The organism is Burkholderia sp. WSM2230 (assembly GCF_000472445.1).
In the GTDB taxonomy this organism is placed as follows: domain Bacteria; phylum Pseudomonadota; class Gammaproteobacteria; order Burkholderiales; family Burkholderiaceae; genus Paraburkholderia.
The window spans coordinates 153,603-168,190 of sequence record NZ_AXAJ01000005.1; the positions used below are offsets into that span (position 1 = coordinate 153,603).

Here is a 14,588-nt window from a genome sequence, read left to right on the forward strand (position 1 = left end):
AAGGCGACCGCACCGCGCCTCGCGTCAGTCTTCTTCCACGACTACCGTCTGCCCAAGCTCAACCCATGCTTTAGCGAGCGGCAGGTAACGCTCCTCGATCGCTCCGCGGCGCGTTTTCATCGTCGGCGTGAGGAGGCCGTTGCTGGTCGTCCAGGGCTCCTTCACGAGCACCACGAAGTCGAGCTTCTCGTGGTTTTCCAGTTCCGCGTTCGCACTATCGAGCAGCGCCTGCATCTCCCCGCACAGCGCTCGACGCGCCTCGTCGTCTTCGAGCTCGGCGCGCGCGGCGGGTGACATCAATAGCAGCGCGAACGGCTGTGCATGGCCATGGCCCATCACGCACGCGGCATCTACCTTCGGATGGCTCAGCCGGTTCTCGATCGGCGACGGCGCGACGTACTTGCCCTTGCTCGTCTTGAAGATTTCCTTCACGCGGCCCGTGATCTTCAGCCGACCCATTTCGTCCAGTTCGCCGCGATCGCCGGTTTTGAAGAAGCCGTCCGCGGTCATGCTTTGGGCCGTCAACTCGGGTTCGCGGTAATAGCCAAGCATCATCGTCGGCGACTTGAGGACGATTTCGCCGCCCTCCTCGATGCGGCATTCGACGCCGGGCATCGCCTGACCCGAGTATCCCAATCTGACCTGACCCGGCCGGCTGTAGTGCGAGTACGAGAAGTTCTCCGTCATGCCATAGACATCGAGCAGTTCCAGCCCGAGCGCGCGATACCAGTCGATAATCTCCGCAGGCAACGGCGCCGAGCCAGTGAACGCCAGCCGCGTCTCGTCAAGTCCGAGCATCGTGAGGATCTGCTTCTTGAGGGCGGCGGCTTCGGGCGACTCCGTATGCAACAGCGCCTCGTCGCTCGCGCCGAGTCTCGCGCATGCCGCCTGATAGAACTTCGTCCACAAGCGCGGCATCGAGATGAACACCGTAGGCCGCGCCCGTTGCAGGTCCTGGGCAAAGGTCGCGAGGCTGTCGTTGAAAAACACACGAAAGCCGTAACACAGCGAATTCGATTCGACAAACGAGCGCTCCGCGGTATGCGCGAGCGGCAGGTAGGAGAGCACACGGTCGCCCGGGTGGTAGCCACAGAATTCGCCACCCTCCAGCGCGTACGCGTAGATCGTGCCGAAGCTGTGCATCACGCCTTTCGGCCGACCCGTCGTGCCCGATGTATAGATGATCGTGGCCAGATCGCCCGGCTCGGGCAGATGCACGTCGCGCAGCGGTGAGTGCTGCGCCATGATGGTTTCCCAGGCCAGCGCCTGCGGCACCGGCGGCGACATCGGCAGGCTTACCAGGCGCACGTGCGGCGGTACGATGTCGCGGACTGTGTCCCAGCAATCGGTCATGCCATCGAGCTTCCCGATCAGCAGCAGGCGCACGTTGCTGTGCTCGAGAATGTATCGCGCCGTCGCCGCGCCAATGCCCGGGTACAGCGGCACGGAGACGTGGCCGGCCAGCCAGATCGCCACGTCGGCGATGATCCAATGGGCGCTGTTCTTTCCCACGATCGACACCGCGCTGTTCGGCGGAAGGTCCTGCGAGCGCAGCCATGCTGCCATGCGCCGCGCCTCGTCGCCCACTTGCCGCCACGTATAGTCGACCATCCGGCCGTCCGGCAGCGATTCCGTGAAATAGACCGAATCCGGCTGCGCGTTCTCCCAGTGCAGAAACCGGTGCACCAGCGTGCTTGTGTATTTACCGCTCATCTGTGTCTCCACGGTTTATCTTTAGCTTGGATACATGTTTCGACTCGCGCCGCGAGCGTCTGCACATTTTCACTGCGGCTTCTGCGCCATGCCACCGTCTGCGAGCGCCTTTTTTTTCGCTGCCGCTTTTCCCGGGCAAAGGAAAAAGTGGGACAACGCGGGAATCAGCACGAGCGCACCGACCATATTCCAGACGAACATGAACGTGAGAAGGATGCCCATATCCGCCTGAAACTTGATGGGCGACCATATCCACGTCAGAACCGCGGACGCCAGCGTCACGCCGATCAGCGCAATCACCTTTCCTGTGAAATTGAGGGCTTCGCGATATGCATCGCCAAGCGAGCGGCCACGCCGCTGCAACGACAGCTGCACACTCACCAGGTATAGCGCATAGTCGACGCCGATGCCCACGCCGAGCGCGGTAACCGGCAGCGTTGCGACTTTTACGCCGATGCCGAGCACGACCATCAGCGCCTCGCACAGAACCGACGTGATCACGAGCGGCACGACGGCGACGACGACCGCCCGCCAGCTACGAAACGTAATGAAGCACAACACGATCACGGCCGCGTAGACCAGCAGCAGCATCGAACGATTTGCCTTTTCCACCGCGATATTGGTCGCGGCCTCGATACCCGCGCTGCCCGCCGCAAGCAGGAATTTCCGTTCAGGCCCGTCGTGCCGCGCGGCGAACGACTCGACCGTTTTGACCACGCGTTCGAGCGTCTCCGCGCGGTGGTCCGCGAGGTAAGCTACGACGGGCGCGACAGAGCGAGTGTCGTCTACCAGTTCGGGGTTGGCCACATAGGCGTTATTGACAGCATCCGTCGACACAATGGGATCGCGGCTGAGCGTCATCCAGCGCGGGTCTCCCTCGAACCCCGCCGCCGTATTGCGGCGGCTCAGGCCGCTGATGGACAGCGTTGTCTGAACGCCCGGCAAATCGCGCAGTTCCTGTTCGAGGTTGTCCATTTCGACCAGCGTCCTGAAGTCGTTGATCCGGCCGGGCGGCGTTTTGGTGACCACGGCGAACTGGTCCGTCGAAAGGCTGTAGTGCCCGGTGATGTACGCGGTGTCGCGGTTGTAGACCGAATCGGGGCGCAGTTCGGGTGCGCCCGGGTCCAGGTCGCCGATCTTCAGATGTTGCCCGACAATCAGACCGCCCACGGTCAGCACCGCTGCGCACAGCACCGCCACGGTCGCCGGGCCGCGCCGCGTAAAGGGTGTGAGCAATCGCACGAACGGATGATGGTCGGTCGCTCGCACGCTGCGTGCCGCCGCCTTTGCGTTGACGCCGGTGTAGGAGAGCAGCACCGGCAGGAACACCAGGTTCGTGAAGATCAGCACAGCGACACCGACGCTCGCCGAGAGCGCGAGGCCGCGAATCACGGGAATGTCGATCAGCATGAGCACCGCGAAGCCGACGGCATCGGCGAGCAGCGCGGTCAGCCCGGCGACAAAAAGCCGTCTGAACGTGTACCGCGCGGCGACGTAGCGATCCGTTCCGCGCGCGATATCCTGCATGATGCCGTTCATTTTCTGCGCGCCGTGCGACACGCCGATCGCGAAGATCAGAAACGGGACGAGGATCGAATACGGATCGAGATCCACGCCGAGCAGATGCACGATGCCGAGTTGCCACAGCACGGCCGTCAGCGAACAGTAGATGACGAGCGCCGTGCTGCGCATGCAGCGGGTGTAGGCGAAGATCACGGCGGCCGCGATCGCCGCGGCAATCGCAAAGTACACGGCCACCTGCATCAGGCCGTGAATCAGATCGCCGACCAGTTGCGCGAAGCCGATCACATGCACGCGCGCATCGGGGCCGGAATACTGCCGGCGAATGTTGTCGATTTCGTCGTGCACGGCGCGCGCATCCACGGCCCGGCCTGTGTCCGCGTAGCGGTCGAGCAGCGGCACGAAGATCATGCTGGAGCGCTGGTCGTTGCCGACAAGGGCGCCGACTATGCCCGAGCGCGCCACGTTCGCCCGCAACTGAGCCATGCTCGCCGCGGACCCGTCGTAGTTGTCCGGCATCACGGGGCCGCCGCGAAAGCCTTCTTCCGTGACTTCGGTCCAGCGGACCACGGGCATCCACAGCGATTTGACGAACGAGCGGTCGACACCCGGAATCAGATAAACACGGTCGTTGATCTCGCGCAGCGTCTTCAGGTACGCGGCGTCGTAGATATTGCCTTTGGGATTTTCGATGACGATACGCACCGAATTGCCGAGCCCCCGCAAAGAACTCGTGTTGGCGAGATAGTTGCGGATGAAAGGACTGGACCTGGGCATCATCCTTTCGTAGCTCGCGCTGATGGTGGATTGCGTGGCGAGCAATCCAAGCACGACCGTGAGCAGTGCGCACACCGCCACGATCCAGCGCCGGTGATTGAAAATCAGCCGTTCGAGCCGCGATCCGGACGCCGGGTCGAAATCCGCAAGATTGCGGATGACCGGCATGGCGTCGACGCGTTCGCCGTCAGATGAAATTCCCATGTTGATCTTCCCGAAGCGAGCGAATTTACGGAAGCGCGACGGCATGCACGCCGTCCAGTCCAGAGAGCACGATCTCGTGCGCGGAACGCGGTTGCACGCCGGTGGCGGCGACGGGCCGGCCGGCTTTGAGAACATGAATTTCGCGCGCGGTTTCGTCGGCGAGTGCGATTTCTCCGGCCGCCGTCACCAGCACAAAGGCGCGCCGCTGCGCAACGTAAGCCGCTGCGGTGACGAGGCCGTGCAAAGGACTATCGACGCGGGTCCAGCTCGCGCCGCGGTCGGCACTCCGATAGACCGTGCCCTTCAACCCGTACGCGATCAGTACGTTGTCGTTGCCGGTCACGCCGAAGAGACTGCCCGCGTACCCCGTTTCGACCGGGCGGAAAACGCCGGTGCTTTGATCGAGCTTGAAGATGGTTCCTTTTTCGGCCGCAATGAAAACGTCGCCCGCTACTTCGCTGATCGCTTGCAGATGCAGGAAGGCGGGATTCTCGATGCGCTCGAGCATGGGCGCCCAGTGCTTTCCGCCGTCGTCCGTGACAATGGCCATGCCGAACGGTCCAACTGCGATGCCATGCAGCGCATCCTTGAACCACACGCCGAGCAGCGGCAGCGATGGACCGGCCTTGTAGTTGAGCAGCAGCTGGTCGAGATACGGCTTTAACGCGGCATCGCCCGCGGCGATGCGCGTCCTGTAGTTGTCGATCAACGTTTTCTGTGCGACGCGTCCGTCGAACTGCTTGTTCCACGTGCGGCCACCGTCTGCCGAATGCAGGATCACGCCGTCGTGACCGGCAATCCAGCCGTGCCCGGTGTCTGGGAAACTCAAGGCCAGCAAGTCGCTTCTGACGGGCGCCTGCACCTGCGACCACGTCTTGCCGCCGTCGCTCGAGCCGACGATCAGGCCGCGCATGCCGACCGCAATCAGACGTTGCCCGACGCGCACGACAGACATCAATGGCCGCTTTGCCAGGTCTGGATGCATCACCGCCGCAGCATCCAACGGATCGATGAAAGGATCGCTCGGCGCGGTGTTGGGCAACGCCGCGCCGACGCTCGTCTGCGCACCGGCCAGTGCCGCTGCCGCTGCCGCTGCCGCTGCCGCTGCCGTTGCCGTTGCTGTCAGCGTGGCCAGCAGCGTGCCTAGCAACGCGGCCACGAAGGCGCGCCTCCAGGCGAGGCCCGGATACTTTTGCTGAAACATTTCCCGCCCTCGGTGATTCAGATCCTGTCTCGTGCATCCGACGGGCGGTGCCAGCTCCCCCGCCCGTCGGTCCGTACCTCTTGTGGTCTGCCGTGCGGCAGACCGGCACGCCTCAGCGAAGTCCTGTTCCCGCCATCCCTGCCGGCGTGAACAGATTCGGCTTTTCGAGCTTGTCCGCTACACGCAGCTGCGGGCTGCCGCGCGAACTGCTGGTGAAGAACGAGAAGTAATTGCCTTTTTGCAGGTCGTAGAACGTGTTCGCGCTGATGAACACGCCGCCACTGCCGTCGTAATAATTGATCGGATAGTCGAGACCCACGCGCCACAATTTGCCGTCGTGACCGTAGCCGTCCGCTTCCATGAGCGTCCAGCCGTCTTCGTCCACGTAGAACACGCGCTTCGAATACGCGTGGCGTGCGTCCGGCTTCAGGCTTGCCTCCACCACCCACACGCGATGCCGCTCCCAGCGCAGCGCATCGGGCTTGATGTGCTTGGGCCCGAACACCTCGTCGACGGGAAGCTGCGAGTACCTGTAGTTGTTATACGGGATGATCAGCTCTTTCTTGCCGATCAGCTTGAAGTCGAATTTGTCCATGCGGCCGGCGAACAATCTGGCTTCGTCCCAGAACAACACGCCACCGTAGGCGGCTGTCGGCGTGTCGTACTTGAAATCGGGCGCCATGCGCACGCGCCGCTGCGACGGGAAGTACGCCCAGCTCACCTGGTCAGCCTCGGAGTAGTTGATTGAATAGTCGACCAGGTTCGACGTACCCGCGGACGTGGCGGGCGTGAGCAGCGTCAGCCACATGCGGTCGTGCGGCCCCTTGAACTTGTCGCCACCGCGGCTGCGATCGTAGTACGGCTTGTACTCGATCACATTCATGATGGGAAGCTCCGTGCGCGCGCCGGAAGTGTCGACGAGATACGCTCCAACGTTTTGCGCCTCGTACTGGGTGCGCTGATAGCTCAACTGCGCGTTCCACATGACCTCATATCCGTTCTTCGGAATCGGGAACGGAATGCCGCCGAATGCGCCCTCTACGCCATCGCCTTCGACCTTGCCGGTGAGCTTCGCCTGGGTTGCGTTCTTCAGCGTATTCTCGAGCACCCACTGCGGATAATGCATCGTTCGATGGGTCGGATAAACGTCGATCCGATAGTCGGGAAACCGCTGCAGCAGCGCCTGCACGCCCGGCGTCAGCTGTTCTGCGTATTGCGCCATGTTCGACGCCGTGATGCGAAGCACGGGCTTCTCGTTCTTGAACGGGTCCGGCCACACGCCGCTGTTCTGCACGAAATCGGCAGGCGGCTTTGTCAAACCGCCCGCGTATTCGGGGATCACGCCGTCGCTCGTGCCCGCCTTCTCCGCGCCAAACGCGGTGAGCGTGGTGCCGAGTTGCCTGGCCTCGTCGGCCGGGACGGCGGCAAGTGCGCCGACCACATTCAGCGTCACGATGCCAGCCGCTACCAGATGAAACAAAGTCTTCATGTGCTTGTCTCCAGTCGTTACCAAGTCCGCATCAGAACCACGATTGAACAGTCAACGAGATCCACGGACGGTCATTGAGGTCGATCAGCCCGTTGCCGCCGGACGCGTACGGCAAGCCGCTCGGCGTGACTGACCGGGTGTTCACGTGTGCGTGATAGCCGTTGTAGGCCAGCGTCACGGTTGCCTTCTGGCGAACCAGCGCCTGCAGGCCGACCGAATAAGTGAAAAAGCCCTGGCCCGCTGCGGACGAGCCTGGGTTCTGCGGGTTATTGCCGTACAGACCCACCGTCATCGAGGTGGGCATGCTGAGATCGACGCCCGGCAATACCTGTAGCCATTGCGGCGTGAACACGAAACCTGCGCCCACGTAGTCTTTGGTCGAACAACCGTTCCACTTGTTGTTGCTCGGACATCCGCGGTAGCCCACGCCGTTGTAGATCGACGCGTTCTGCGTGACAGACAGCAGGTGCGAATACGACAGTTCCGCGACCAGCGAGCCGGTCTGCCACAACGGCGAGCTCGACAACGGAACGATTGCATTCGCAATCAGGTTGAGCACGTCGCCTTTGGCGCCTTCCGTCTGTCTTGCGATGTTGGAGCTCAGCGCCGTGTTGAGCGCGGTGTTATGCCGCCAGGACAGTTCGAAACCGGTCGCTACGTTGCCGAGGGTCGTGTCGAGGCTGTAGCCGAGCAGTTGCGCGCCACGGTTATAGGCGAGGTGATAGTCGGTAGGAAGGCCGCGCGACCAGTTGGTCAACACCCACGGCTGCGACTCGTCGAAGCGGCGATAGTAAAAGCCCATCTGCCCGGTAAAGAAACTCGGGGTCCAGCCGAGTTTCACGCCGAAGTTGTTGTCGATCTGCGGCGGCGTATTGGAAGCCCCCTGCGGCACGAACACCGGCACGAAGCCGCCAGGATGACCGGTCGCAGCGCCCGGTAGCGTCGTCGCGAGAAGTCCTGAAGGGCCTTGCGCGATGGCGTCGTTTGCCTGCAGGTAGGTGCCGCCCGTAGCAAGCCGGTTGTACGTCCATCCGAGCGCGTATTGTCCGGACAGCGAGAGTTCCGGCGTGATCTGCGCGGTCATGCTGATTTGCGGGCGCGGCAGCAGCAGTTCCTTGGTCTGCGTGCCCGGCGAGTTCAGACCTTTGATGCTGTCGAGCGCGCCTTGCGCGACCGAAATGCCCGAAAACGGAAACAGCAGCGAGTTGCCCCAGTACTCGGTGAACTGGCCCGCCTTCAGATAGATCGCCTTGCCGCCGACCTCGGTGTTGTAGAACGCGAAGCCGTCGAGCAGCTGGGCGCCCTGAACGTAGTAGCGGTTCGTGAACGAACCGTAGTGCCCGTTCGGATACGCGGCCAGCGAGCGGTAAGTAACGGCCGGCAACCCGCCTCCAGCAGGTGCGAAAACCCCGGGGTTCGTCGCGTCGCCGCTGCCATAGGCGAAGTCCTTCCACGCCGAGCCCGACAGCTTGAAGCCAACATATCCCTTGTAGGCAGCCGTGAATTCCGAAACCATCGCGAGGCGATTAGTGACGACGTCGCCGGCATGTCTGAACTTGTAGTCGCCGTCATCGAAATTCGGATTGTTGCCGATCATCGGGTCGATGCCGCGCGCGCGAACGCCCAGGTTGTACGTGACGGTGTTGTCCCAGTTCACGTCCCAGTCGGACGAGGGCGTGTTGATCTTGAAAGCGTGCGCGTTCGATCCCACGACGGCTGCAATCATCCCTGCAAGAATCGTCACGCGATGTGGCGTCCTGTTTCCTGCTCGTGTGCTGCGAGACATCTTGGTTCTCCCTCCTCCGTTATGGCCGGCCATGCTTTTTCAGGTATGCCTGATTGTTTGTGCCAATCAGCCGGCCCTGGTCTCCTCGTCCTGGCGTCTGGCGTTCCGTGCGGTGTTTCCGCCTGAAGCACCTGGTCGTAAGGTTGCCAGCAGACAAACTGCGCGCAGCCCCCTTGAAAAGAGGGGGTTCGGGTTTACCGGGTGACGACCGGCGCGGCCATCGGCGCGGCGGCGTAGCTGCGGGTCACAGAGAAGAGGCACGTGGCAAGCGCGCCCGCTCGCGGACTGACAGGGCGTGCGACGCCTGGGTGTCAGAACTTTCTGTTGGGGAGTGTGGACGGTTGAGAGTCGCTACGGCATACGGTGAAAGCCGTGCGCACAAGAAGCCTCTTCCCGCAAAGTCTCACCTTTAGTTTCTGTACGAGTTGGCAGATGCCTGTCAAGGTGAGCTATTTCGGGATGGTGAGGACTTCCAGGAGGTTCAGCAGCAGAAGCTCAAACAATCAGAAAAACGTGGACTCGCAAGCGGCGTTTTTCATCGAGCGGGCGGAAGTGGAGCGCACGAGAAGAAAGCCGGCTCCGGGGAAGGTGAGACTTTGCGGGAGCCCACACACGCGCCCGACGTGAAGAACGCTGACCAGGCGGCCACCGTTTCTGACGCGAGGGCATGGTCGCTAGAACTTGACCTTCAGCTGGAAGCCGATGGTGAACGGCAGGTCGTCGGACGGAATCGGCGGAATCACGATGAAGTTCGCGCCGACGCGTTTGTATTCGACCATGACGAGCGGTGCGAGCACCGGTCCTATGGTGTGGTCGCGGCCGAGTCCCCAGTTGCCGTAGTTATATCCGGAGATGATGCCGCCCATCGCCGCGATTCGCACGATGCCCCAATGCAGGAACTCCGGCGCCCAGACACCGCCGCCGTAATACGACGGCCGGCGCAGCGAATTGCGAAAGCCTCCCGCCGTCAATGCCCATTGATTGTTGAGCCAGCACTCGACACCCAGGCCCGGATTGAACTGCTCAAAATGCTTATCCGGGTCCGGGCGAATGTGATAGGAGCCGAGCATCGCGTCGACCCATATGCCGCCTTCGCACCAGTTGCCCGCATGCGCGGCGGATGCGCCCGCCAGGCCCGCCGCAAGCGCGAACAATGCGCGTGCAAGGTGTTTCTTGAGCTGACCGCTGAGGTTGCTGCTGAGGCGGCAGCTGAGGTTGCTGCTGTGCTCACGGCTGACCTTGCCGCCAAGGTCACCGCTGAAGCCTCCGCTCTCGTCCCTGCTGCTGAGCCTGCCGATCTGCCGAAGATGCATGTCCTCTCCATCGCCGGTCGAGCGCCGGCGTGACGCTGTTTGGTATTGGCGCGTGCCGCCCGTCGCGCACTGTACCGCAAGCCACTCGTGCGATGTTGAAGACGCACTCGGGCCTGCGGGCACAAGACGTGCCGGCAAGCGGCAACACAACCATAACGGAGGACCGATGGCAAAGCGGTGAAGGCGCAGCGCGCGCCTTCACGTCAAAATGCTCAGCGCTTACAAGCCGAGCTCGGAGAGGCCCGGATGATCGTCGGGACGGCGGCCAAGCGGCCAATGGTACAGGCGGTCGGCTTCGCGGATCGGCAGATCGTTGATGCTGGCGTGACGGCGCGCCATCAAGCCGCGTTCGTCGAACTCCCAGTTCTCGTTGCCGTACGAGCGGAACCAGTTGTTCGAATCGTCGTGCCACTCATAGGCAAAGCGCACTGCGATGCGGTTCTCGGTGAAGGCCCACAACTCCTTGATTAACCGATAGTCGAGTTCCTTCGCCCACTTGCGGCGCAGGAAGCCGACGATTTCCGCGCGGCCATGCGTGAATTCGGCGCGGTTGCGCCATACGCTGTCCATCGTGTACGCGAGGGACACGCGTTCGGGGTCGCGCGTGTTCCAGCCGTCTTCAGCGGCGCGCACTTTCTGGATCGCGGTTTCGCGCGTGAACGGCGGCAGCGGCGGACGGGTTTCGATCGGATCGGCCATGAGATACCTCGCTTGTTGGTCAGGTTGTGGTCACGTTGTGGTCCGCCTCGTCGGCGGAGGCTTGCTTGAAGATCGGCGGGAAGTTTTGTTGCCTGCGGGCGCGTCGCGCTTGCCGGAAGATGCAGCGAACTGAGCGTCGAGCACGGTTCGCGCGACGGCCTGGGCGTCGAGCGCGGCATCTGGCTCGCCGCTTACGAGCGCAACCGCTATCGCACCGTCGAGCAACACCAGCCACTGCCGCGACAAACCCGCGGCGCGCCTTGCGTCCAAATGACTTTCGGCGATGAACTCGTCGAATTGCGTCCGGACAAAGGCGAGCAGACGTTCCTTGTGCTGGCGCGCGACCACGCGAATCGGGTCTTCGGCCGAAGCAATCTCGCCGGCCGCGTTCAGAAATGCGCAACCGTGAAAGTCCTTGGACGCAAACCATTCGCGCAATACGTCGAACATGCCGAGCAGACGTTTGCGCGCGGTCGTGCCACGCTGCTGCGTGCCCGCGATAAACCAGTTCATCCAGCGTTCGTCGCGCCGCTCGAGCGCGGCCGCCACGAGCGCGTCTTTCGATTCGAAATGCGCATAGAAGCTTTTGCGCGCGGTGCCGGACTGCCGGACGATCGCGTCCACGCCGGTTGCGTGAATGCCGCCCGCATAGATCAATGCCTCGGCAGCGTCGAGCAGACGCTCGCGTGCGCCCGGCGCTGCTGCCTGTTCAATGGAAGTATTCGTAGCCATGTGCGAAGGGTAGAACGATCATTCTACCTTGTCAACTTTTTATCGGATTTTGGGCGGGTTTTGCCAGGGTTTTTGCGTCAGTCGCGGCGCAACTGTTATCTTCGTGGCGAGCAAACAACCGGAACTCACCTGATGAACGCGTTTACTGCCCGCGCCGTCGTCGTACGCGCTTTACTCGCCGCAACGCTCGTGACTCCGATGGCCTGCACACCGCTGCAAGTGCTGACGCACTCGGTCAGCCAGAACGAGGCGCGCGTGCCGGTGGGCCGCTACGACCTCGACGCGGACCATTGCAGCATTACGTTCGACGTCGAGCACTTCAAGTATTCGCGCTTCGCAATGCGCTTCGACCGCAAGAAAGGGCAATTGAACTGGAACGAAGGCGGCCTCGCGAACAGCAGCGTGTCCGTCTCGATCGACGCCGCGAGTATCGACACGAACGTGCCGCTGCTCGACAAGATGGTGAAAAGCGCGAGCCTGCTAGACGTGGAGCAGTACCCGGAGATCCGTTTCGCTAGTACGAAGTTCGAACGCACCGGCGACTCGCGCGGCACGTTGACGGGCGATCTGACCATTCACGGCGTAACGCAGCCCGTCACGCTCGATGTCACCTTCAACGGCTTCGCACTGGATCCGCTGACGAAAAAAGACACGCTCGGTTTTTCCGCTGAAGGTCGTTTCAGCCGCGCCAAGTTCGGTCTGGCGACGTGGTACCCGGCGGTCGGCGACGAGATTCATGTGCGTATCGAGGCCGAATTCAGCAGAACGCCCGCAGGCGCTTGAGCGCACTGCGGGCGTTTTGATTTGACAAGCCAGGTCAGGTCTACGCTGCGGTCCAGTCGAGAATGACCTTGCCGCTCTCGCCGGAGAGCATGGTCGCGAACGCCTGCTGATAATCGTCGACCTTGAAGTGATGCGTGAGAATCGGCGAGAGGTCTAAACCGCTTTGCAGCATCGCCACCATCTTGTACCAGGTTTCGAACATCTCGCGGCCATAAATGCCCTTGATTTCCAGGCCTTTGAAAATCACCTGCGTCCAGTCTATGGCAGTTTGCGCTGGCGGAATACCGAGCAGCGCAATCTTGCCGCCGTGGTTCATTGCTTCGAGCATGCTGGTAAAAGCGCTGGGCACGCCGGACATTTCCAGACCGACGTCGAAACCTTCGGCCATGTGCAGATCCGCCATCACGTCGCGCAACGATTCACACGACACGTTCACGGCCCGCGTCGCGCCCATCTTGCGCGCGAGTTCGAGCCGGTAATCGTTGATGTCGGTAATGACGACATTGCGCGCGCCGACGTGCTTCGCAATCGCGACAGCCATGATGCCGATCGGGCCCGCGCCGGTGATCAACACGTCTTCGCCCACAAGGTTGAACGACAGCGCCGTATGCGTGGCGTTGCCGAACGGATCGAAGATCGCGGCGAGGTCGTCCGATATTTCAGGCGGAATCTTGAACGCGTTGAATGCCGGGATCACAAGATATTCGGCGAACGCGCCCTCGCGATTCACGCCGACGCCCACCGTGTTGCGGCACAGATGCCGGCGTCCCGCGCGGCAGTTGCGGCAGAAGCCGCAGGTAATGTGACCTTCGCCCGACACGCGGTCGCCGATCGAAAAGCCGCGCACTTCCTGGCCCATTTCGACGATCTCGCCGACATACTCGTGCCCGACATGCATCGGCACGGGAATGGTTTTTTGCGCCCAGTCGTCCCATTTCCAGATGTGGATGTCCGTGCCGCAAATCGCGGTGCGCGTGATGCGGATCATCACGTCGTTATGGCCGACTTCGGGCACCTTGACGTCGGTCAGCGTGAGGCCAGGCGCGCGTTCGAGTTTTGCCAGTGCTTTCATGCGCCCTCCGCCTGGATTACGCCAAGTTCGCGGCCGACGCGCGCGAACGCATCCACGGCGCGGTCGATCTGTTCGGTCGTATGCGCCGCGCTCATTTGCGTGCGGATGCGCGCGCGGCCCCGCGGCACGACGGGGAACGAAAAGCCGATCACGTAGACGCCTTCGTTCAACAAGGCATCGGCCATTTTCGAAGCAAGCTGCGCGTCGCCGAGCATGACCGGAATGATCGGATGTTCGCCCGGCACGAGCGTAAAGCCGAGCGCGCTCATCCTGCTGCGAAAGTGCGCGCCGTTTTCGCGCACGCGCGCACGCAGTTGCGCGCCTTCGTCGCTAGCCAGCAATTCGAGCACTTTTAACGACGCCGCCGCGATGCTCGGCGTAAGCGTGTTCGAGAACAGATAGGGACGCGAGCGCTGGCGCAGCAAGTCCACGATTTCCTTGCGTGCGGCGACGTAGCCGCCCGAGGCGCCGCCGAGTGCCTTGCCGAGCGTGCCGGTGATGATGTCGACGCGCGAGAGCACGCCGCAATGTTCGGGTGTGCCGCGCCCATTCTCGCCCACGAAACCGACCGCGTGCGAATCGTCGACCATGACGAGCGCGCCGTAGCGGTCCGCCAGATCGCAGATGCCGGCGAGGTCGGCGATGATGCCGTCCATGGAAAACACGCCGTCTGTGGCGATCAGCTTGTAGCGCGCGCCGGCGGCGTCCGCCTCTTTCAGGCGCGCCTCGAGGTCCGCGAGATCGTTGTTCCTGTAGCGAAAGCGCTTGGCCTTGGAGAGCCGCACGCCGTCGATGATGCTCGCGTGATTCAACTCGTCGCTGATGATTGCGTCGTTCTCGTCGAGCAGCGTTTCAAAGAGGCCGCCGTTCGCGTCGAAACAGCTCGAATAGAGAATGCAGTCGTCGGTCTGCAGGAATTCGGCGATCGCCTGCTCGAGCTGCTTGTGGACCGTCTGCGTGCCGCAAATGAAACGTACCGATGCCATGCCGAAGCCGTCCGTGTCGAGCCCCTGTTTGGCGGCCTCGATAAGGCGGGCATCGTTGGCAAGGCCCAGATAGTTGTTCGCGCAGAAATTCAGCACCTCGGTGCCGTTGGCAAGACGAATGTCGGCCGATTGCGGGCTGGCGATCACGCGCTCGCTTTTGTAAAAGCCGTCGGCGCGAATCTGCTCGAGCGTGCCGCGCAGATGGGCGAAAAATGTGTCACGCATGAACCGGGCTCCTGAACAGGTGAGACTGCCGCAGACTAACAGGTGCGGCCTGTTATAGTCGGCTGTCAGTTTTATCGGATATTT

At 62.4% G+C, this 14,588-nt stretch carries 11 protein-coding genes; 1 reads left to right on the top strand and 10 read right to left on the bottom strand.

Going from position 1 to position 14,588, the window contains the following annotated elements; genetic code table 11:
* Positions 1 to 24: 24 nt before the first annotated feature.
* The 8 genes from A3AC_RS0112545 to A3AC_RS0112580 form a co-directional block, all read right to left on the bottom strand.
* The gene (locus tag A3AC_RS0112545; RefSeq protein ID WP_025599227.1) at positions 25 to 1,713 is read right to left on the bottom strand and encodes an AMP-binding protein; all 1,689 of its coding nucleotides are present in this window, start codon (positions 1,711 to 1,713) and stop codon (positions 25 to 27) included.
* Positions 1,714 to 1,782: 69 nt separating this feature from the next.
* A complete protein-coding gene (locus A3AC_RS0112550) occupies positions 1,783 to 4,215 on the bottom strand; it encodes an efflux RND transporter permease subunit (protein WP_025599228.1) in 2,433 nt (810 codons plus the stop codon).
* Positions 4,216 to 4,240: 25 nt separating this feature from the next.
* A complete protein-coding gene (locus tag A3AC_RS0112555) occupies positions 4,241 to 5,419 on the bottom strand; it encodes a WD40/YVTN/BNR-like repeat-containing protein (protein WP_025599229.1) in 1,179 nt (392 codons plus the stop codon).
* A 112-nt stretch (positions 5,420 to 5,531) separates the two neighbouring features.
* A complete protein-coding gene (locus tag A3AC_RS0112560) occupies positions 5,532 to 6,908 on the bottom strand; it encodes a DUF1329 domain-containing protein (protein ID WP_025599230.1) in 1,377 nt (458 codons plus the stop codon).
* A 31-nt stretch (positions 6,909 to 6,939) separates the two neighbouring features.
* Positions 6,940 to 8,652, bottom strand: coding sequence for a DUF1302 domain-containing protein (locus A3AC_RS0112565; protein ID WP_198017990.1), 1,713 nt, complete (start codon positions 8,650 to 8,652; stop codon positions 6,940 to 6,942).
* A gap of 716 nt (positions 8,653 to 9,368) precedes the next feature.
* Complete coding sequence (locus A3AC_RS0112570; RefSeq protein WP_025599232.1) at positions 9,369 to 10,007, bottom strand: hypothetical protein; 639 nt, start codon at positions 10,005 to 10,007, stop codon at positions 9,369 to 9,371.
* Between the two features lie 219 nt (positions 10,008 to 10,226).
* Positions 10,227 to 10,706 carry a nuclear transport factor 2 family protein gene (locus A3AC_RS0112575; RefSeq protein ID WP_025599233.1) on the bottom strand — a complete coding sequence of 160 codons (480 nt, stop codon included), beginning with the start codon at positions 10,704 to 10,706 and terminating at the stop codon, positions 10,227 to 10,229.
* A gap of 30 nt (positions 10,707 to 10,736) precedes the next feature.
* Positions 10,737 to 11,438 carry a TetR/AcrR family transcriptional regulator gene (locus tag A3AC_RS0112580; protein WP_025599234.1) on the bottom strand — a complete coding sequence of 234 codons (702 nt, stop codon included), beginning with the start codon at positions 11,436 to 11,438 and terminating at the stop codon, positions 10,737 to 10,739.
* A 132-nt stretch (positions 11,439 to 11,570) separates the two neighbouring features.
* Between A3AC_RS0112580 and A3AC_RS0112585 the strand changes: the two genes are divergently transcribed.
* Positions 11,571 to 12,221, top strand: a complete 651-nt coding sequence (locus tag A3AC_RS0112585) for a YceI family protein (protein ID WP_025599235.1) — start codon at positions 11,571 to 11,573, stop codon at positions 12,219 to 12,221.
* A gap of 40 nt (positions 12,222 to 12,261) precedes the next feature.
* On the opposite strand, the gene tdh is transcribed toward A3AC_RS0112585, so the two are convergent.
* Both tdh and A3AC_RS0112595 read right to left on the bottom strand, forming a co-directional pair.
* Positions 12,262 to 13,293, bottom strand: a complete 1,032-nt coding sequence (tdh, locus tag A3AC_RS0112590; RefSeq protein WP_025599237.1) for an L-threonine 3-dehydrogenase — start codon at positions 13,291 to 13,293, stop codon at positions 12,262 to 12,264.
* Positions 13,290 to 14,504, bottom strand: coding sequence for a glycine C-acetyltransferase (locus tag A3AC_RS0112595; RefSeq protein WP_025599238.1), 1,215 nt, complete (start codon positions 14,502 to 14,504; stop codon positions 13,290 to 13,292). Before A3AC_RS0112595 ends, tdh begins: the two co-directional genes overlap by 4 nt.
* Positions 14,505 to 14,588 lie beyond the last annotated feature (84 nt).